Annotated in this window: 15 protein-coding genes, 3 pseudogenes and 1 riboswitch; of the genes and pseudogenes, 7 read left to right on the forward strand and 11 right to left on the reverse strand. The window is 65.0% G+C overall.

Annotated elements, in window-relative coordinates:
• Positions 1–344: 344 nt before the first annotated feature.
• Positions 345–1,715: a nucleobase:cation symporter-2 family protein gene (locus PCE31106_RS07005; RefSeq protein WP_017231792.1), complete on the forward strand. Its 1,371-nt coding sequence runs from the start codon at positions 345–347 to the stop codon at positions 1,713–1,715.
• Positions 1,716–1,775: 60 nt separating this feature from the next.
• Here the strand turns inward: PCE31106_RS07005 and PCE31106_RS07010 are convergent, their stop codons facing one another.
• From PCE31106_RS07010 to imuA, 5 genes and pseudogenes are all read right to left on the reverse strand, one after another.
• The gene (locus PCE31106_RS07010; protein WP_130026523.1) at positions 1,776–2,087 is read right to left on the reverse strand and encodes a HigA family addiction module antitoxin; all 312 of its coding nucleotides are present in this window, start codon (positions 2,085–2,087) and stop codon (positions 1,776–1,778) included.
• Positions 2,088–2,150: 63 nt separating this feature from the next.
• Positions 2,151–2,348 (reverse strand): annotated as a pseudogene (locus tag PCE31106_RS07015) (type II toxin-antitoxin system RelE/ParE family toxin); the annotation flags it as partial.
• Between the two features lie 33 nt (positions 2,349–2,381).
• Positions 2,382–5,690 carry an error-prone DNA polymerase gene (locus tag PCE31106_RS07020; RefSeq protein WP_150562831.1) on the reverse strand — a complete coding sequence of 1,103 codons (3,309 nt, stop codon included), beginning with the start codon at positions 5,688–5,690 and terminating at the stop codon, positions 2,382–2,384.
• A gap of 21 nt (positions 5,691–5,711) precedes the next feature.
• On the reverse strand, positions 5,712–7,250 hold the full coding sequence (locus PCE31106_RS07025; RefSeq protein WP_174974999.1) for a Y-family DNA polymerase: 1,539 nt from the start codon (positions 7,248–7,250) through the stop codon (positions 5,712–5,714).
• On the reverse strand, positions 7,180–8,178 hold the full coding sequence (imuA, locus tag PCE31106_RS07030; protein WP_174975002.1) for a translesion DNA synthesis-associated protein ImuA: 999 nt from the start codon (positions 8,176–8,178) through the stop codon (positions 7,180–7,182). The genes PCE31106_RS07025 and imuA overlap by 71 nt, the downstream gene beginning before the upstream one ends.
• 19 nt (positions 8,179–8,197) lie before the next feature.
• On the opposite strand from imuA, the gene PCE31106_RS07035 reads away from it, so the two are divergent.
• Positions 8,198–9,508: an Nramp family divalent metal transporter gene (locus PCE31106_RS07035; RefSeq protein WP_150562834.1), complete on the forward strand. Its 1,311-nt coding sequence runs from the start codon at positions 8,198–8,200 to the stop codon at positions 9,506–9,508.
• Between the two features lie 58 nt (positions 9,509–9,566).
• Here the strand turns inward: PCE31106_RS07035 and PCE31106_RS07040 are convergent, their stop codons facing one another.
• The gene (locus PCE31106_RS07040; protein ID WP_017234183.1) at positions 9,567–10,043 is read right to left on the reverse strand and encodes a nuclear transport factor 2 family protein; all 477 of its coding nucleotides are present in this window, start codon (positions 10,041–10,043) and stop codon (positions 9,567–9,569) included.
• Positions 10,044–10,154: 111 nt separating this feature from the next.
• Between PCE31106_RS07040 and PCE31106_RS24250 the strand changes: the two are divergent.
• Together PCE31106_RS24250 and PCE31106_RS07050 are read left to right on the forward strand one after the other, a co-directional pair.
• Positions 10,155–10,247, forward strand: a pseudogene (locus tag PCE31106_RS24250) (GNA1162 family protein); the annotation flags it as partial.
• Between the two features lie 203 nt (positions 10,248–10,450).
• Positions 10,451–10,915: a DUF995 domain-containing protein gene (locus tag PCE31106_RS07050; protein WP_150562835.1), complete on the forward strand. Its 465-nt coding sequence runs from the start codon at positions 10,451–10,453 to the stop codon at positions 10,913–10,915.
• 243 nt (positions 10,916–11,158) lie between these two features.
• Here PCE31106_RS07050 and PCE31106_RS07055 read toward each other — a convergent pair whose 3' ends face one another.
• The 4 genes and pseudogenes from PCE31106_RS07055 to PCE31106_RS07070 all read right to left on the reverse strand — a co-directional run bounded on the left by PCE31106_RS07055 (position 11,159) and on the right by PCE31106_RS07070 (position 15,709).
• On the reverse strand, positions 11,159–11,299 hold the full coding sequence (locus PCE31106_RS07055; RefSeq protein WP_017234185.1) for a DUF3563 family protein: 141 nt from the start codon (positions 11,297–11,299) through the stop codon (positions 11,159–11,161).
• 484 nt (positions 11,300–11,783) lie between these two features.
• Positions 11,784–12,173, reverse strand: a pseudogene (gene cueR, locus PCE31106_RS07060) (Cu(I)-responsive transcriptional regulator); the annotation flags it as partial.
• Entirely contained in the window at positions 12,170–12,988 is an 819-nt protein-coding gene (locus tag PCE31106_RS07065) for an endonuclease/exonuclease/phosphatase family protein (protein ID WP_150562837.1), read from the reverse strand. The gene PCE31106_RS07065 and the pseudogene cueR, both read right to left, overlap by 4 nt.
• Positions 12,989–13,162: 174 nt before the next feature.
• On the reverse strand, positions 13,163–15,709 hold the full coding sequence (locus PCE31106_RS07070; RefSeq protein ID WP_150562838.1) for a heavy metal translocating P-type ATPase: 2,547 nt from the start codon (positions 15,707–15,709) through the stop codon (positions 13,163–13,165).
• Positions 15,710–15,980: 271 nt separating this feature from the next.
• Between PCE31106_RS07070 and PCE31106_RS07075 the strand changes: the two genes are divergently transcribed.
• The 3 genes from PCE31106_RS07075 to PCE31106_RS07085 all read left to right on the forward strand — a co-directional run bounded on the left by PCE31106_RS07075 (position 15,981) and on the right by PCE31106_RS07085 (position 18,185).
• Positions 15,981–16,181, forward strand: coding sequence for a heavy-metal-associated domain-containing protein (locus PCE31106_RS07075; RefSeq protein ID WP_150562839.1), 201 nt, complete (start codon positions 15,981–15,983; stop codon positions 16,179–16,181).
• A 228-nt stretch (positions 16,182–16,409) separates the two neighbouring features.
• Positions 16,410–16,589: riboswitch (FMN riboswitch) on the forward strand.
• Between the two features lie 97 nt (positions 16,590–16,686).
• Positions 16,687–17,430, forward strand: a complete 744-nt coding sequence (ribB, locus tag PCE31106_RS07080) for a 3,4-dihydroxy-2-butanone-4-phosphate synthase (RefSeq protein WP_150562840.1) — start codon at positions 16,687–16,689, stop codon at positions 17,428–17,430.
• Positions 17,431–17,618: 188 nt separating this feature from the next.
• Positions 17,619–18,185, forward strand: coding sequence for a PaaI family thioesterase (locus PCE31106_RS07085; protein WP_150562841.1), 567 nt, complete (start codon positions 17,619–17,621; stop codon positions 18,183–18,185).
• Between the two features lie 106 nt (positions 18,186–18,291).
• On the opposite strand, the gene PCE31106_RS07090 is transcribed toward PCE31106_RS07085, so the two are convergent.
• On the reverse strand, positions 18,292–20,073 hold the full coding sequence (locus PCE31106_RS07090; protein ID WP_017234192.1) for a cation:proton antiporter: 1,782 nt from the start codon (positions 20,071–20,073) through the stop codon (positions 18,292–18,294).
• Positions 20,074–20,112 lie beyond the last annotated feature (39 nt).

Raw genomic sequence — 20,112 nt, forward strand, 5'->3', positions numbered from 1 at the left:
TTGCGGATTCGATATGATCCTCGGCGCGCCGCCAACGGCCGCCGCACAGTGCGGTACGATTCGCACGCGTCCGCACGCTTCTCGCCCCCTCTCGCCTATCACGCCCCTGCAACGTCTGGGCCATACGTCGTAAGGCTTTCCGGGAAGTCGCCCGCTGCGGCGCCAACCGGCGTACCCTGTCACGATGCCTCAATTTTTCTCCATGACGCCCCGCCGGGGGGCGAGCACGACGCACCCCACACCATCCGCTCTGCATTTTTGACGGCACTCGCTGCGCCTCGGTAAAAAATTTACGCTCGGTTCCACCATGTAAATCGATTCGTACCGTCGGACCAGGAGAAGACATGACGCAATCTGCTGCTGCACCGGTGCATCCGGTCGACGAGCGCCTGCCGCTCCCCAAGTTGTTCACGCTGGGACTGCAACACGTGCTGGTGATGTATGCGGGGGCGGTGGCGGTACCGTTGATCGTCGGCGGTGCGCTCCACATGTCGGTCGATCAGGTCGCGTTTCTGATCAACGCCGACCTGTTCGCATGCGGGATCGCTACCTTGATCCAGACACTCGGCCTGTGGATCTTCGGCCTGCGTCTGCCGATCATGATGGGGGTGACGTTTACCGCCGTCACGCCGATGATCGCCATCGGCACGAATCCCGATCTCGGGTTGCTCGATATCTATGGCGCGACCATTGCCTCGGGCCTGATCGGCATTCTGATGGCACCGCTCATCGGCAAGCTGCTGCGGCTGTTCCCACCGGTGGTGACCGGGACCGTCATCACGGTAATCGGGATCTCCCTCATGGGCGTGGGCATCAACTGGGCGGCGGGCGGCTTCGGCAATCCCGATTACGGCAATCCGCTCTATCTGGGCGTGTCGTTCGCCGTGCTCCTGTGCATTCTGTTCATCACCAAGTACGTGCGCGGCTTCTTTGCCAACATTGCGGTGCTGCTGGGCATTCTGTTCGGCACGATCGTGGCGATGGCGCTGGGCAAAGTGTCGTTTGCGGGCGTATCCGACGCGCCGTGGTTCGGCTTCGTCATGCCGTTCCATTTCGGCGTGCCACGCTTCGATCCGGTTGCCATTGCGACGATGACGCTGGTCATGCTCGTGACGTTCATCGAATCGACCGGCATGTTCCTGGCGGTGGGCGACATTGTCGGCCGTCCGGTCGACAGGAAGACGCTGGTGCGCGGCTTGCGCGTCGATGGGCTGGGCACGATGATCGGTGGCATCTTCAACACGTTCCCCTACACCTCGTTTTCGCAGAACGTGGGGTTGGTTGGCGTGACCGGGGTGAAGAGCCGCTGGGTGTGTGCCATGGGGGGCCTGATCCTGATCGCGCTGGGCTTGTTTCCGAAGGTGGCACACGTGGTGGCGTCGGTGCCGCAGTTCGTGCTGGGGGGCGCGGGCATCGTGATGTTCGGCATGGTGACGGCCACGGGGGTGAAGATTCTCTCGACGGTGGACCTGTCGAAGAATCGTTACAACCTGTACATCATCGCGATCAGTATTGGCGTGGGGATGATTCCAGTGGCGTCGGACAAGTTCTTCATGAAACTGCCGCATGCACTCGCCCCGTTCTTCCACAGCGGCATTCTGCTCGCGTCGATCAGCGCGGTGCTGCTCAACGCGCACTTCAACGGCCTGCGCAGCGAAGCCGAAGCGAGCGCCCTCGCGCAAGCGGCCGGCAAGCAGGCCGACGCCGCGCATTGAGCAATGGCATGACATCCGTCGACGCGCGACGGCAACGGCTGACGTGTCTTTGGGGGAGCATCACGCCGCAGCGAGAAGATCCCGGGCACGTCGCTTGATGTCGCGCAGCACATCGGCCATGTTGGCGCGTGCGATCTCGGCATCGTACTGATTTTGCAGATTGAGCCAGCTCTGTGCATCCACGCCGAAGAACGCCCCCAGGCGCAGCGCCGTATCGACGGTAATCGCACGCTTGCCCAGGACAATTTCGTTGATGCGGCGGGGCGGCACGTCAATGGCCCTCGCCAGCGCATATTGAGAAAGCCCCATCGGGCCCAGCCAGTCCTGCGCGAGAATCTCGCCCGGCGTCGCCAGGGGTACTTGTCGGGTCATCTTCGGCCTCCGTCGACCTTTAGCAGAATCCGCAGAATTATCGGAACGCGCCCGCCCATCCGATCAGTGGTAATCCACGATCTTGACGTCCGAGGCGTTGCCCGCGTCGAAGCGAAAACACAAGCGCCACTGATCGTTGATACGAATGCTGTACTGCCCCAGGCGATTTCCTCTCAGCGCCTCGAGCCGGTTACCCGGCGGTGCGCGCAAGAAAGCGAGTGTCGCGGCGGCATGCAATTGCTGAAGCTTGCGCATGGCGGGGGGCCGGAGACACCCCATCCTATCGAAGTCCCCTTAGTGAAAGTTCCGACTCGAGATCGTGAGTTCGCCGAGCATCGACGAGAGATCGACCAGACGATGCGCCACCAGATGGGTCACGCGCTCCTCGCGTTGCCATACCCCTTCCACCCCCAATAAGGACGACGCCAGCAACGCCGTGCGCTGCGATTCGACCAGATCGGGCCAGACAATCACGTTGATGACGCCCGTTTCGTCTTCCAGCGAGACGAAGACCGTGCCATTGGCCGTGCCCGGGCGCTGCCGTCCCGTCACAATGCCCGCCGTGCGCACCCGGCGCCCGTGCACGCCCTCGGTCTGCAAATCCCTCGCCGTTCGCACCCGCATCCGGGTGAGCGTCTCGCGCAACAGCAGCAGCGGGTGACGCCGCAGCGTCAGCCCCGTGCTCGCGTAATCGGCCACGATGTCCTGCCCCTCGGCCATCGGCGGCAGCGCCACCTGCTCGTCGGCACTGCCCGGCACCGCGTCGCGCAGCACCGTCGCCCCCAGCAGCGGCGTGGGTGGCTGCCATGCGGCGACCGCCCAGCGCGCCTGCCGCCGACCGCCGAGCAACGCCGACAGCGCGTCGGCAGCCGCCAGGGCGTCGAGGTCCCGACGTGACAACGCAGCCCGCGCGGTCAGATCGTCGATGTCGGTAAACGGCCGCTGCCGACGCGCACGCTCGATCGCGCGCGCCCCGTCGTCGGACAAGCCCTTGACCAGCGACAGCCCCAGCCGCACCGCCGGCCGGCGGGCATTGCCGTACCGCCCGATGCGCGCCTCGGGACGCGACTCGACATCGCTCACGCAAACGTCGACCGCGCGCACCTCGACATGATGCCGTCGCGCATCCTGCACCAGCTGCGACGCCGAATAGAATCCCATCGGCAAACTGTTGAGCAACCCGCACAGGAACATCTCCGGCGCATGACACTTGAGCCACGCACTCGCATAGGCGAGCAGCGCGAAACTTGCCGCATGACTCTCCGGGAAACCGTACTCGCCAAAGCCCTCGATCTGGCGGCAGATGGCCTCGGCAAACTCGCGCGGATAGCCGTTTTTCAGCATCCCGTCGATGATGCGGGTCTGGAATTTCTCGAGCCCGCCCTTGCGTTTCCAGGCCGCCATCGAACGACGCAACTGATCGGCATCGCCGGCCGAGAAATCGGCGGCGATCATCGCGATCTGCATCACCTGCTCCTGAAAGATCGGCACGCCCAGCGTGCGCTCGAGCGCCGCCTTGATCTCCTCGCGCGGATAGACCACGTCCTCCTTGCCCTGCTTGCGACGCAGATACGGATGCACCATCCCGCCCTGAATCGGCCCCGGCCGCACGATCGCCACCTCGATCACCAGATCGTAGAACTTGTCCGGCTTCAAGCGCGGCAACATGCTCATCTGCGCACGCGACTCGATCTGGAAGACACCCACGGTATCGGCACGACGAATCATGCCGTACGTCGCCGGATCATCGCGCGGAATGTCCGCCAGCGAGATCGGCTCACCGCGCCATTCCCCCAGCAGATCGAGCGTGCGGCGCAACGCGCTCAGCATGCCGAGCGCCAGCACATCGACCTTGAGCAGCTTGAGCGTCTCGATATCGTCCTTGTCCCACTGAATGACGTAACGCTTGTCCATCGCCGCCGGCGCAATCGGCACCAGGCGCGAGAGCTTGTCGCGCGAAATCACGAAACCGCCCACGTGCTGCGACAAATGCCGGGGAAAGCCGATCAGCCGGGCGACCAGATCGGCCCATAGCCGCGTGGTCGGGGCGTCGGGCGACAACCCTTGTGCCGCCATGCGCGCGAGCAGATTCTCGCGACCGTCCCACCACTGCTGACTCTGCGCGACCTGCTCGACAATCGACAGATCGATGCCCAGCGCCCGCCCCGTGTCGCGCACCGCACTGCGCATGCGATACGAAATCACCGTCGCGGCCAGCGCCGCCCGGTCGGTGCCGTACTTGTCGTAGATGTACTGGATCACCTCTTCGCGCCGCTGATGCTCGAAGTCCACATCGATATCGGGCGGCTCGTTGCGCTCCTTCGACAGAAAACGCCCGAACAGCACCTGCACCTCGTCAGGATTGACCGCCGTGATTCCCAGGCAATAGCACACCGCCGAGTTGGCCGCCGACCCGCGCCCCTGGCACAGGATGTTCTGGCTGCGGGCGAAACGCACGATGTCGTAGACCGTCAGGAAATATGGCTCGTACGCCAGCTCCCGGATCAGCGTCAGTTCGCTTTCGATGAGACGACGCACCTTCTGCGGTACCCCGTTCGGATAGCGCCGCGCCGCGCCGGCCTCGACTTCCTGATGCAAATACGTCACCGGCGTATGCCCGGCGGGCACCAGTTCCTCGGGATACTCGTAACGCAGGCTGCGCAGATCGAAATGGCAACGCGAGGCGATGGCAATCGTTTGCGCCAGGGCGTCCGGCGGATAGAGCCACGCGAGCCGCAACCGCGTGCGTAGATGCTGCTCCGCATTGGCGGCGAGCGCCAATCCGCAGGCCTGCACCGGCTTGCCCAGTCCAATGGCGGTGAGCGTGTCCTGCAACGGCTTGCGCGAGCGCACATGCATGAGGACATGGCCGGTGGCGACGAGCGGCACGTCGCACTCGGCGGAGATCGCCCGCAGCCGGGCCAGATGCGCGTCGTCGTCGGCTCGGTGATGGCGTTCGAGCGCGAGCCACACGCGTCCTTCGCCGAACGTCTGTGCCGCCCAGCGGGTTTGGGCCAGCGTGCGCTCGGGACTCGCGCCGGTCTCCGGCACCAGGATCATCAGGCACCCCGGCAGACCCCGCAGATGCGCCTGCCCGGTTGCCGGCGCGCTGAAGTCTCGCGCGTGCAACCGATAACCGCGCTTCGGGCCGCGCATGCGACCGAGTGTAATCATCTCGGAAAGATTGCCGTAGCCTTCGCGGTGCTGCGCAAGCGCGACCAGATGCACACTGCCCAGCGCGGCTGCGCTGTCCTCGGGCGTCAGACGAAACTCGCTGCCCACGATCAACGACACCGACGGATGCTGCACCGCCTCGGCCAGTGCGCGAACGACACCGGCCAGCGAGCACTCGTCGGTCATCGCCAGCGCGGTGTAGCCCAGGTGCGCGGCCCGCGCGATCAGTTCCTCCGGATGCGACGCGCCACGCTGGAACGAGAAATTCGACAGGCAATGCAGTTCGGCATAGGCAGGCAGGCTGCCGTCGTCGGCAGCACGCGGATCGGGGGGCGCCGCCGGATCGGCGCCGGCCGCGTCGGCACGCTCATCATTGGCGGCCAGCCCTTCGGTCGGGCCTTGCCACGGCAGGAAATCGTCGACATTCATCGCACAGCGGACCCGCCGGACTCAGCCGAACAGGCCATGCAAGTACCACGCGGCATCCGCCCCATTCACGGGCCGCTCGCGAAACACCCACAGCAACGCCCCCGTGATATCGGCCGCAATGAAGTAGTCGCGCGTGACGGTGCCTGGCTCCCACCAGCCGGCTTCGATACGCTCAGGACCGCTCATCAGTTGTAGCGGCCCCTGCCGCCACGGACGCTCCTGACGCACGCCGAGGCGTTGCGGCACATCGAGCAGCCATGCCGGGCGCGGCGGCAACAGGGACTCGCCATCGGGCCGATGACGGACCGCGCCGGACATCGTGCCGTGGGAGGCATGGGAAGGATTGCCGGACGCCCCATACGGCACGCTGACGAACGCCGCCTCGGGCCGGTGATCGCCACGCACCTGCAAACGCCGCACGTGCTCGTCGCCCAACCGCGCCGCCACACGCTCCATCAGTTGCACAAAATCCTGCCGGGCGCGGCCCGGCTCCGGCAGGAGCGAGCCGCTTTGCGGCACATGGGGCGCCGTCTGCGTGACATCGAGCCGCAACGTCAGCACCGGGGCCACCAGTGGCGAGCGGGCCAGCCGCTCCTTGCACAACGACAGCAAGTGCGCGGGCGCCGCACTCGCTTCGGCAAGACGGATGTCGAAACGCGTCGGTGCCAGCGTTTGCCGCCCAAGCGGCTCATGCTCGAGCACCAGCGCGAGCGCGCGCGTGGCCAGTTGCCCGGCGGCCAGCCATCCCGTGAGTTGGGCGAGCAGACGGCGCAGACCGAAGAGCAGCACGTCCACGTCATGCGTGAGCGACGGCAGCGGCAGCACCGCCTCGAAATGGGGCGGGGCGCGATACCAGGCGGGGGCTTCCGGCGTCTCGCCATAGGCCCGGGAAAGCGCAGCGGGCAGTTCTGCACCGCAGCGGCGCCTCACACCCGCCGCAGGCAGCGCGCGCAGTTCGCCCAACGTCGCACAGCCGATTTGCGCAAGCCAGTCGAGCCACGGCTGCGCCTCGGGCAACAAGGCGACCGAGCGGGAATCGAGGGATTGCGGCAGCGTCATCGGCGTCGGTGGTGTCGGTGGCAACCGCAGCGACCCACAAGGAGTACCGGCACGCGCGAGCAACGCCGCCGCGCTGGCCGTGGCGGCAAGGCCCAACGACGCCCGGTGCCCGAGCGCCTCGGCACTCTCAAACACCTGCGCCGCCAGCGATGCCAGACCGCCAAACAGACGCAGGCTCGGTGCCACGTCGATCAGCACGCATTGTGGCGAGGCGATCGCAACGTCGGGGCCGAAGCGCAGCAAGGCCAGCGCCAGCGCCTCGAGCGCGACCGTCTCGGCCGCTTCGTCGCGATCGTGGAATCGTGCCTGCGGCAATAGCGCCAGCACGCCGCCACGGCGCATGCCGGGTTGCACGCCGGCTGCCTGCGCCGCCTCACTCGCCTGCCAGACACGCGACTGCGCCAGCACGACCGTTGTGTCGGTCAGCGTGTCAGCCGGTGTGAGCGGAGAGGCGATCTCGAGCGCCAGATAGGGCAGATGCAGGGCGATCCAGCAAGCCATGCGAGACTCCGGAAACAGAAACCAAAGGCACCGTGGACGGTGTGGACGAAGGTACCGGACCAGGCCCGACAGGCCCCGGCCGCGCATCGTCGGCCGCGCCCGTCACCGGTTGCGAGACATGCGCATACGGCGCGGGCAACGTCAGCCAGAGCGGTTCGAGACGCGGCGGTCCCCGCCGCTTGTGAAACTGCACGCCGAGACGACTCCCCGGCCCAACGGCAAGCCCCAGCCGCAACGGTGCCGCCGAGGCGGTCGCGACGGCGGCGGGCCCTCGCACCACCCAGGTCAGCGTCTCGCCGCCACCGGCCGCGACCTGAAGCCGCCGGATCTGCTCGGGCGTCGCGGCCGGAAGCCAGGTGAGCACCGCCCCGCAGCACGCGCTTTTGAGGGCCTGCTCGGCACACCAGAGCATGTCGCGATCCTCCGCCTTCAGGCCGCGTGTGCCGCGCGCCCGGGGCGCCTGACGTGCCGGACTCACCGGACGCATCACGACACTGAGCCAGCGTAGATCGATGCCCCATCCCGCCAGTGCCGGGGCATATGGCAGCATCGGCGGCGCAATCACCATCACCGGCTGGCCCGCCTGCGTGAGATCGCGTAGCGCCGGGGCCAGCAACCGCCATTCACCGATGCCCGGACGCTCGCTCAGCAACTCCGTCACCGCACCATGCGGCCACCCGGCGCCGGGCAGCTCGGCGTCCAGCGCGGCAAAACCCGTGGTGTGGCCAGCACGGTGGCAATGCGCCAGTTCACTGGCGCGCCACAGCCCGGCAGGCAAAGAGGAAAGTGGCAGGGTCATCGCGCACCCAAAATACTGTATGAATGTACAGTATAGCAGTTCATCTGCCACCGCCGTGATATCCGTGACCTTGCTGCCGCCATGATCGCGCTTGCGGGCAGGCGCCGGCCCGGCTACCGTTGGCGTCATCGACCGATCTCCTTTTCTCATGCCGCTGCCGACCACCGCCACTGCGCCCTTCTGTCCTTCCGAAGTCAAAGGCAGCATCGTCATTGACGCGCGCGAACCCCGCTGGATCAAACTCAAGCGTTTTGCCGGCCCGGGCCTGCTCGTCGCCATCGGCTATATGGACCCCGGCAACTGGGCGACGGACATCCAGGCCGGATCGCAATTCGGCTATTCGCTGCTCTGGGTGGTGGCGCTCTCCAGCCTTGCCGCCATCTTTCTCCAGATGCTCGCTGCCCGGCTGGGACTGGTCGCCGGGCGCGACCTCGCGCAGGCGAGCTACGAGCGCTACGGGCGGGCGGGACGACTCGTCCAGTGGATCACCGCCGAGATCTCGATCGTCGCCTGCGATATCGCCGAAGTCCTGGGCTGTGCGCTCGCCTTCAAGCTATTGCTGGGGGTGCCGATCGCCTGGGGCATCGTCCTCACCGCGCTCGACACGATGATCGTGCTCGGCCTGCAGGGCAAAGGCTTCCGTCAGATCGAAGCCATCGTCTTCGGCTTGATCGGCACGATGGCGCTGTGCTTCGTCGCGCAAGTGACCATGATGCCGCCCGATTGGCATGCGGTGGTCGCCGGTCTTGTGCCGGGTGCGCCCAGCCACGACCGGCACGATGCCCTCGTGCTGGCGCTCGGCATCGTCGGTGCCACGATCATGCCGCACAATCTGTACCTGCATTCGTCGGTCGTGCAGACGCGGCGGGTGGTCGGCGGCAAACGCGGCGACGTGCGCGACACCCTCGCGCTGGTGCGCATCGACACATGGGTCTCGCTCGCGCTCGCCATGTGCGTGAATGCGGCCATTCTGATACTGGCGGGTTCGGTATTTCACGCCAGCGGCCAGACCAACGTCACCGATATCGAGCAGGCATATCGGCTCATCACGCCGCTTGCGGGCGGCGCCGCGGCCTTTCTGTTCGGCATCGCCCTGCTTGCGTCGGGACAAAGTTCCACGCTCACCGGGACGATCGCCGGGCAAGTCATCATGGACGGATTTCTGCACGCCCGGATCCCCTGCTATCAGCGTCGTCTGATCACGCGCGGGCTGGCGCTCGTGCCCGCGCTGATCGGCGTGCTGTGGCTCGGCGACGGCGCCGTGGGCAAGCTGCTGGTGTGGAGTCAGGTGCTGCTCAGTCTGCAACTGCCGTTCGCCATGTGGCCGCTCATCCGCTCGGTGAGCGACCCGCGCGTGATGAACGGCAACACGCTCGGGCGTCCCGCACAGGCGCTCGCGTGGGGCCTCTTCGCGGTCATCACCGCCACCAACCTGCTGCTCATCGTCGGGCTGGACTGAGGTCGCGCAAACGGCGACGCGACGCGCGTTAGCGTCATCGTCGCCATGGCCGCCGGCTTTACAGCCCGAGTTCGGTCAATCCCGGATGATCGTCGGGACGGCGTCCCTGCGGCCAATGGAACAGGCGCTCGCCTTCGGTGATGCGCGAGTCGTTGATGCTGGCATGGCGCTCAGCCATGAGCCCTTGCGCGTCGAACGCCCAGTTTTCGTTGCCATACGAACGGAACCAACTGCCCGAATCGTCTCGCCATTCGTAAGCGAACCGCACCGCGATGCGATTCTCGGTAAACGCCCACAGTTCCTTGATTAGCCGGTAGTCGAGTTCGCGTTGCCATTTACGCGTCAGGAATTCGACGATCTGCTCACGGCCACGCGGAAATTCGGCCCGATTGCGCCAGCGGCTGTCGACCGTATAGGCCAACGCAACCCGCGCAGGATCGCGCGAGTTCCAGCCGTCCTCGGCCATACGAATCTTCTGAATTGCAGTCTCACGCGTGAATGGCGGAAACGGCGGGCGGGCTTCACTGTCGGCCATGACAACACTCCTATCGAAAGTACGAGGGGAAAGCCGTGCGAGTGTATCGCCAAGCTGCGCTTGGCGCTTGGCGCAGCGGCGCGCATACCTCTGTCGACGCACCAACACGACGACGAGTCGTTCCGCCAGAACGGCCTGACCGTAGCCGGCGACATCCACCAGGTCAGTCCGGCCAAGCTGCGCGAGATCTTCGGGGACGAGGCGATGGGTTGCCCACCGCGCGCCCCGGGCGGCGCGCATCTGTGCAGACGCCCGCTTGTCGCCTATAGTAATAGCGCATCATCTGGACCGATAGCGACACCGCGTCTCAATGCGGGACGATAACGTCTGACGGCACGCACGACCGATCGCGACGCGTGTTCCGTCGGCCTGCACGCAACATTGGCAGGCTTCGTTCGGGAGTCATCATGGTCCGCCGCTTCACTTCCCCCGCCACGGCATTCCTTGCCACCGGCCTGCTTGCACTGTCGTCGTTCGCCCATGCGGACCCGATGCATCTCTCCGATATCCAGAGTGCCAACGGTCAGCAACTCAGTGTCGACGAATTGCGTACGCTCATGCCCGGCGCGCACATCACCCACCTCGCCAACAACGGCAGTACGCGCAAATGGATCAACGACACCAATGGGTCGCTCAATGCCACGAGCGACAACAAGGGCAGCATCGGGTCGGGTAGCCGCGCGAACCAGGTCGCTCACGCCACCGGCACGTGGTCGGTCAACGGCAACGGATCGTATTGCGTGAACCTCGAATGGCGCGCGATGACCGAGAACTGGTGCCGCTTCATGTTCAAGGTCGGTGACAAATACTACGGTGTGACCTCGCTCGCCAACGGCGCGGCGCTCGCCACCGAGTTCAGAATCGAGAAATAGACACGTTCCGCCGGGGTACGGCGAAAGCGAAGGATGAAAGGGCCCGACATTAACGACAAAGCCCGCCAAAGTGGCGGGCTTGCACTCGCCAACCCCGAAACCGCAGGGATTGGCATCCGGACTCATGGTTGGGCGCCGTCGCACGCCATCGCATGGATGACGGGGATCGCCCGCTGTGACGATCGACTTGCCTGATTGCGCCAGCGACGACCGTTCGTCCGGAGGGACTTGCTACAAACTTGATTAGTAACCGGCGGTTTCGAGCGCGCGGATACGTTGTTCCAGCTCAATGATGTCCTTCGACTCAGCCAGGAACGCTTCGCGACGACGACGCTCAGCCGTTTCAAACCAAGTGTTCACGACTTCAAACAGGGCGGCAACCATGATGTTTCTCCAATTCATTTAGTGTGCTGCATTGCAGCAGTGCTTCGCATTGTATAGGGTTTTCCCGTTAAGGGTTAGCCCCTATTTGCGAAAAACATCAAAAATCTGCTATAGGCTCACTTCGAATCCAGTCAATTCGTGAAAATTATATTTAAAATCAAATACATATTTGGCTGTCGACGTAACGCAACACCCGCTGCGGCATGCTGTCGCAGTGGGCGAATCAAAATTCAGGAAACAAAAAAAGCGCCGTCATTGCGGCGCGTCATAGGGGATATCGGGCGTCAGCCGGTCATGTCGGCTTCATGTGTTAGGACTGGGGGACGTGACGGATCTGCCCCTCGCTGTCACTGACCGAGCCGCCTGCCGACGCCGGGGCATCGGTGCCGGTCGCGGCGTCTGAGGCTGTGGCCGACTGCGCCGGACCGCACGACGCTATCGCGCTCGCGAAACGCGCCCCCTTGCCGCCCAGGTCACCGGGAAGTTCAGCGGCAGCGATCCCCTCGAGTATCGGGCAGTCTGGACGATCATCACCGTGACAGTGCATGGCGAGATGAGAGAGCGTGTCGCGCATGGCCACCAATTCACCGATGCGCTGGTTGAGTTCATCGACATGGGTTTGCGCCAACGCCTTCACCTGCGCGCTGGATCGGTCTCGATCCTGCCATAGTGCCAGCAGTTGACGGATCTGATCGATCCCAAAACCCAGCCGCCTCGCCTGGCGAATGAAGCGAAGCAGATGGAGATCCGGCTCGCCGTATCGCCGGTAACCCGCCTCGGAGCGGGGACTCGGGGGCATCAGGCCGATACTTTCGTAGTACCGGATCATCTTGGCCGTGACGCCGCTGGCCTGCGCCGCTTGTCCGATGTTCATGGCTGCCTCACTGGGGGGGACGAGGGTTGAACGACGGGGGTGGAGGAACCGTTCATCGTCCTGTTGGCGTCCGACGGCACAAGTCGAGCGCTGATCGGTGAATGATCGGAAATCCGTGACCAGGGACGCCCGTGTAAAACCTGCGCCCCTTCGATATGAAAGCCTCGTGCGTAAATGCGGTCAAGTCGCAAAAGCGGCAATCCGCTCGGAAAACTGCGCGCCGGACGCCCCCCGCGGTTCTGAAACACCTCGGTCAGCGCCAAGCGTTCCGCCAGCAACCGGTCCGCCTGATTGCTCCAGTCATTGAAGTCACCCGCGATAATCAACGGCGCATCGGCGGGAATGGCGTCGGCCACACGCTCCGTCAACATTTCGAACTGGCGACGGCGACCGTGTCCGGCCAACGACAAATGCACACACAGGCAATGCAGCGGCTGCTTCAGACCCGGCACGGCAATCTCGCAGTGAAGCATGCCGCGCTTCTCAAAACTATAGGTTGTGATGTCGTGGTTGTCCGACCTGACGATCGGATAACGGCTCAGAATCGCATTGCCATGATGCCCCTGTTCATAGACGACATTGCGCCCATACGCGTGATCGCGCCACATGGCGCCGGCCAGAAACTCGTGTTGCGGCTGCACCGGCCAATTCCTGTGACGCACCGCATGCCCCTGATGCAGACCCTGCACTTCCTGCAGGAAGACCAGATCCGGCGCAAGCCCTTCCAAGCCGGCACGCAGTTCGTGAACACGCAGACGGTTGAATGCGGAAAAGCCCTTGTGGATGTTGTAACTCGCGATATGGAGGCTATTCATGTTCGGCAGGATTCATTCCGCGCCGGAAGGCAGACGATACCAATCAAATGATGCCGCTTTCGACGAATTTCAAGTCAATTAAAAATTCAGGCAACGCATCGGGCGGTCGCCGACCGCGCGTCCCCCTAACGAATTCATTATGCGCCGTTCGCCTTGTGCCCGGGCAAACCGCCCTCAAACACTGGCGCTGCGGGCCTCGCCAATCTTGGCGGCAGCACCGGCACTGACGTCTTGCGTCGCCGATGAACGCCAGCGCCGCAGCAGCAACGCGTTGCTCACCACACTCACGCTGCTGAGCGCCATCGCCGCCCCCGCAATCACCGGGCTCAACAGCCCGAACGCCGCCAGCGGAATCCCGACCACGTTGTACGCGAACGCCCAAAAGAGGTTCTGGCGAATCTTCGACCAGGTGCGACGCGACACATCGATGGCATCGGCCACCCGCAGCGGATCGCCGCGCATGAGTGTGATGCCCGCCGTCTGCATGGCCACGTCGGTACCCGAGCCCATCGCGATGCCGACGTCGGCCGCGGCCAACGCCGGGGCGTCGTTAATGCCGTCGCCCACCATCGCTACGACCACGCCGTCACGCTTGAGTTGCGCGATCACCGCCGCCTTGTGCTCCGGCAGCACGTTGGCATGCACCTCGTCGAGTCCCAACGCGTCGGCGACCGCCTTGGCGCTCCCCGCGTTGTCGCCGGTCACCATCACGCAACGCACGCCCAGCGCATGCAAGCGGTCGACGGCCGGCCGCGCCGTGGCCTTGAGCGTGTCACCGAACGCCAACAGGCCAAGCAAGCGCGCCGGTGCCTCGACATTTGCGCCATCCCCTGCAGTCTCGACCAGCCACGAGACGGTACGTCCCTCGGCCGCCAGACGCGCTGCCTCGTGAGCCAGCGCCCCTTCCGAGACACCCAACTCCTCAAGCAACCGCGCGTTCCCCAGCTGCAGCGTATGACCGTTGCGCGAGGCGCCCGCGTTCTCGACGCCCCCAACACCCCCACCCTCCCCAACTTCCTCGATACGTGCCCGCATCCCTCTCCCCGGCAGCGCAGCGATGTCGAATGCCGTCGGCACCGCCGAGGTCACCCCGGCTTCCGCTGCGGCGGTCGTGACCGCCTTCGCCAGCGGATGCGAACTGCCCGACTGCACCGCCGCGGCCCATCGCAGCAAGGTATCGGCACGCACCCCCGTCACCGGCAGGTGTGCCACGAGGCGCGGCTTGCCCTCGGTCAACGTGCCCGTCTTGTCGAACGCCACGACGCGGATGCGGTGCGCCAGTTCGAGCGCTTCGGCATCCTTGATGAGAATGCCCTGCCGTGCCGCCGCCCCAGTGCCCACCATGATCGCGGCAGGCGTTGCCAGGCCCAGCGCACACGGGCACGCGATGACCAGCACTGCCACCGCATTGAGCAGCGCTGTCTCCAGGCCGATGCCGAGCCCCCAACCAACGACCAGCGTCACGACGGCGACCAGCACCACCACCGGCACGAACACCGCGGCCACCCGATCGACGGCGCGCTGGATCGGCGCCTTGCCCGCCTGCGCATCTTCGACCATGCGAATGATGCGCGCCAGCGCCGTATCGGCGCCGACCGCCGTCGTCTCCACCCGCAGCGTACCGGCACCGTTGATCGAGCCGCCAACGACCTTGTCGCCGGCCGCTTTTTCAATCGGCAACGGTTCGCCGGTCAACAACGACTCGTCGAGCTGGCTCGCCCCCTCGCGAATGACGCCGTCGATGGGCACCCGTTCACCGGCGCGCACCACCACCCAGTCGCCGACCTTCACCTGGCCCAGCGGCACCGTCACCTCGCTCGCCGCGCCCTGCGGATCGCGCAACACGCGCGCGGTCTCGGGACGCAAGGCCGCCAGCGCACGAATCGCTTCCACGGTGCGACGCTTTGCCCGCGCTTCCAGCCACTTGCCGAGCAGCACCAGCGTGATGACCACGGCCGCCGCTTCGAAATACAGGTGCGTCATGCCGTGCGCCGGGGCACGCCACCATTCGTAAAGACTCAGCCCATAGGCGGCCGACGTGCCCAATGCCACCAGCAAATCCATATTGCCGCTACCGGCGCGCACCGCTTTGTACCCCGCCCGATAGAAGCGCGCCCCGAGCCAGAACTGCACCGGTGTGGCGAGCAACCATTGCACCCACGGCGGCAGCATCAGATGAATGCCGAAGGGTTCGAGCAGCATTGGCAACAACAACGGCAGGGACAAGACCGCCGCCACGGCAACCGGCCACCACGCCGGACCTTCGTGGGATGCGGCCGCCTGCGCGGGGTCCGTGACTGGCGACGCCTCGTATCCCGCCTGCTCCACAGCAGCGGTGAGCGCCGCCACGTCGACGACGCCACGCACCCCGCGCACGGCGGCACGCTCCGTCGCCAGGTTCACGTTTGCCTCGACCACACCGGGCACCTGACGAAGGGCCTTCTCCACACGCCCCACGCACGATGCGCAGGTCATGCCGCCAATCGCCAACTCGAACGATTGCTCCGCCACCTGGTATCCCGCGTCGTTGACGGCCGTCTCGACCGCGCCAAGCAGAGCCGCGGGCGTCACGCCGGGCGCAGCTTCCACGGCCGCCGTCTCGGTCGCGAGATTGACGTTGGCGCTGGCCACGCCCGGCGCGCGCCGCAATGCCTTCTCAACCCGCGTCACACATGAGGCGCAGGTCATGCCTTCGATACCGACCGACCAGTTCCGAATCATTTCAGGGTCTCCAGGAGGACTGTCATCATGCGTCGAAGCATAGACCTTTCCATGAAGGGAAGGTCAAGCCGCCAGCGTCAATCTGCCGCACACCATCCCATGACAGTCTCGTCATTTATTACGATAGCGCGCCCGGAACCGCTCGGGTTTGGGCTGCGTCTGGGCGATCCAACGAATGCACTGAAAATAGCGCTTGAGCTTCCTGTCGTAGGAAGGTCTATCATCGATTTGTTTGATCACCGTCACCGAAACCGCTTTCAAGGAGTGCAACATGCAAGTGCAAGTCGAAGGAATGAGCTGCGGTCATTGCGTCAAAGCCGTCACGCGTGCGATCACCGAGCGCGATCCGGCCGCCAAGGTCAATGTGGATCTGGACTCGGGTCGCGTCGACGTCGAAAGCCGCCTCTCGCCCACCGAGGTCAGCGCCCTCATCACCGACGCCGGGTACACCGTCAAGGGCACCCACGCCTGAGCATCGCCTGGCACGTCCGACGTCGCGCAACGCTCACATCGGCGGTCGGCGCGACATCCGCGCCGGCCTTCCTCCCGAGCCGACGTTGAGCCAATCGCCCGCCATCATTCCCACTAGCGCCGCGCAGTCTTCCCTGCAGCGCAGCAACACCCTGTGCTACGCTCTCTCTCGCCGACTACGCAACAACGCCACGCGATCAGTGACTGCGAGGCGCGCTGCTTGCGGCATACACGTCTTCAGGGCGGGGTGAAAGTCCCCACCGGCGGTATGTGACGCCGCGCAGTGCAAGCTGCGTGGGTCATGAGCCCGCGAGCGCCTGCCACCGTCGCTTTCGTGACACTGGCAGGGTCAGCAGATCTGGTGCAAAGCCAGAGCCGACGGTCATAGTCCGGATGAGAGAAGATGCGTCGATACCCGCGCGCCATGGGGCACTGTCCCATGGAGGCGTCCGTTCGCATGCCCCGAAAACGTTTTTCGCCCGATTGATTTACGCGAGGAGCGTTTCATGCCCGTTACCCAAAGCACCACCCAAGCCGTATCGCAAGCCGTTACATCGACCGCTCACAGGGCCGATGCGACCCGCACAACCGACGATCTGCATGCCTACCCGGCGTTCGCCAACCTGGCACCGGTCGACGTCCGCCTGCCAGCCGCACTCGACGCCATGCGCGAAGGCCGGCCGGTCATTCTGATGGACGACCTGGACCGCGAGAACGAGGCCGATCTGATCGTCGCCGCCGAGAAAATCACGCAGGCCACCATGGCCATGCTGATCCGCGAATGCAGTGGCATCGTGTGCCTGTGTCTGCCTGACGAGACATTGCGCCGTCTCGATCTGCCGCCGATGGTCGAGCAGAATCAGAGCCGCCATGGCACGGCCTTCACCGTGACAATCGAGGCGCGCCAGGGCGTGAGCACCGGCGTGAGCGCGGCCGACCGCGTGACCACGATTCGCGCCGCCATCGCCGACGATGCCCAGCCCGCCGACCTGTCCCGCCCGGGCCATGTGTTCCCGCTGCGTGCACAGCCGGGCGGCGTGCTGACGCGTCGCGGTCACACGGAGGGCTCGGTTGATCTGGCGGTGCTTGCGGGCCTGAAACCTGCCGCCGTGCTGTGCGAGTTAATGAATCCAGACGGCACGATGACGCGCGGCGCCGACATCGAGCGCTTCGCCGAGCAACATGGCCTGCCGATCCTGACCATCGACGAATTGGCCCAGTATCGTCGCAGGCACGCCCAAGCGGCCTGAGCTGGCGGCGCGGCCAGCGCCCTCCTTCCGAGGTAACGACGACAACCCGAATCACGGCGACGGCGTGAGCCGCCGTTGCCGTGCTCCGGTCTCGACGCTTCCCTCTAACGCCGAAACCCCCGGGGCGCACCGTGACTTTTATAATCTCGCGCCATCGCTTGCCTGATAAAAGTTACGAGGAAAACGCCATGAATACCCGACCGGATGCCGCCGCCGTACTGGCGCAATGGGAAGCCGACGAAGCCGCCGTGCGCGAACGGCTCACACGTCACGGTCCGCTACGCTACGGCGTGGCAACGCCGTCCGACGTGATCGGCCTGTCGGGCATGGAAATATTTGAAGCGATGTTCGACGGCAGGCTGCCGCTGCCGCCGATCAGTGAGACGCTGGGCTTCATCGCCATCGAAGCCGCGAACGGCCGCGCGGTCTTTCAGGGCCGCCCGGCGTTGCCCTATTACAACCCGCTCGGTGCCATACACGGCGGCTGGTTCGCCACGCTGCTCGACTCCGCGGTCGCCTGCGCGGTGCACTCCACGCTTCCCGCCGGACGCAGCTACACCACGCTCGAACTCAAGACCAATATGGTGCGCGCCCTCACGCGTGACGTGCCTTGCGTGCGTGCGGAAGGCGAAGTCATCCAGGTCGGGCGTCAGGTCGGCATCGCCGAGGGCCGCATCGTCGGTCCGGATGGCACCCTGTACGCGCACGCCACGACGACGTGCCTGATCTTCGACTTGCCGCCGCGCAAGACATAAGGGCAGCGACGCGCCATGAAAAAGCCCGCCGGGGAAGCAAATCCCCCGGCGGGCTTTTGAGTCGCTGCGCGCCGTCGTCAGGACGTCGCCACGGCTCGCGCGTCGCTCAATGCGGGGAGCCGCCGCCCTGCTCGCTATCGGGCTGGTGTTCCAGCGTCTCCTTGAGTGCAATCTGCAGCTTGGCGTGCATGCGCACGAACCAGCTCCGCATGATGATCGCCAGCACCACCGTTCCCGCCACGATCAGCACGACCATCTCCGTGGACGGCAGGATACTCGCCGACAAGGCCGCCACCAGCAGGATCACCCCGACCATGGCGGCAATCGGCAGGATTTCGGCCACCACGCGGCGCACCTGGTATGTGTAGCGACCGGTCAGGCTCGGCGGCACCGACAACTCCACAAGCAGGAGCGAGAGCGATTTGAGCTTGCGGTACACCGCGATCAGGAACGGCAGCGACAGCACGAGCGCCACGCCCCAGACCACCGCGCTTTGCAGGCTCGGGTCGCGCACCCACGGCGACATCAGCGCCGCCAAACGCCGATAGAAGAAGGCGCCGCCGAGGAAAATCGTCACCACGAGCGCAAGATTGATCGCCACGCTCATCACGATGCGACGCACGATGCCGACGAGCGCCGCGCTATCGCCCGTCAGATGAATGCTCTGCAACCACTGCGTGTACTGACGCAGCACGTATGACAGACGTCCGGGCATCATGCGGCCGAGCCATCCCGTGAACGGATCGGCACTCTTGATCAGGTACGGCGTGAGCAGCGTCGTGATGACCGAGACGGCGACCGCAATCGGGTAGAGGAAGTCGCTCGTCACCTTGAGCGACAACCCGAGCGACGCAATGATGAAAGAGAACTCGCCAATTTGCGACAGCCCCATGCCCACGCGCATCGACGTCCGGCCGTCCTGCCCCGAAAGGTACGCCCCCAGTCCGCACGAGACGATCTTGCCGATCACGACGGCGAGGGTGATGACGAGAATCGGCCAGATGTACGTCGCCAGCACGTGCGGATCGAGCAGCAGTCCGATGGTGACGAAGAACACGGCGCTGAACATGTCGCGCAGCGGTGCAACCAACCGTTCGATGGTATGCAGCTCTCGCGCCTCGGCCATGATCGCACCGATCAGGAACGCGCCGAGCGCCACGCTGTAACCCATCTGGATCACCAGCAGGCAGAAGCCGAAGCACAGGCCGAGCACGACGACCAGCAGCATCTCATCGCTCTTGAATTTCGCCACGTACGCGAGAATGCGCGGCACGAGCAGAATGCCCACGACAAGCGACACCACCATGAACAGCAGCAGCTTGCCCAGCGTAAAGGTGGCCTCGCCGGCATCCACCGAGCCGCTAATGGCAATGCCCGAGAGCAGCGCGATCATGCCAATGGCGAGCACGTCTTCCACGATCAGCACACCGAAGATGAGCTGGGCGAATCGCTCTCGCTTCATGCCGAGTTCGTCGAGCGCCTTGACGATGATGGTGGTCGACGAGACGGCGAGCATCGCGCCAAGGAAAATCGAGTCCATCGCCTTCCAACCGAAGAAGCGGCCGATCTCGTAACCAAGCCAGAGCATCAGCACAATCTCGGTGATCGCCGCCACGAATGCCGTCACGCCCACCCGCGCAAGCTTGCGCAAGCTGAACTCCAGCCCCAGCGAAAACATCAGGAACACGACACCGAGCTCGGCCAGAATGCCGATCGTCTTCTCGTCATGTATCAGCGCAAACGGCGGTGTATACGGGCCGATGATCACGCCCGCCACGATATAGCCGAGCACGACCGGCTGTCGGAACCGGTTGAAGATGACCGTCACGATGCCGGCCAGCAGCATGATGACGGCCAGGTCCTGAATGAAGTCGATGGCGTGATGCATCCGATACGTTCTCCCCGCGGCGAGTTGCGCCGATTTTGC

Origin of the sequence: Pandoraea cepalis, assembly GCF_902459665.1 — a bacterium.
GTDB lineage: Bacteria > Pseudomonadota > Gammaproteobacteria > Burkholderiales > Burkholderiaceae > Pandoraea > Pandoraea cepalis.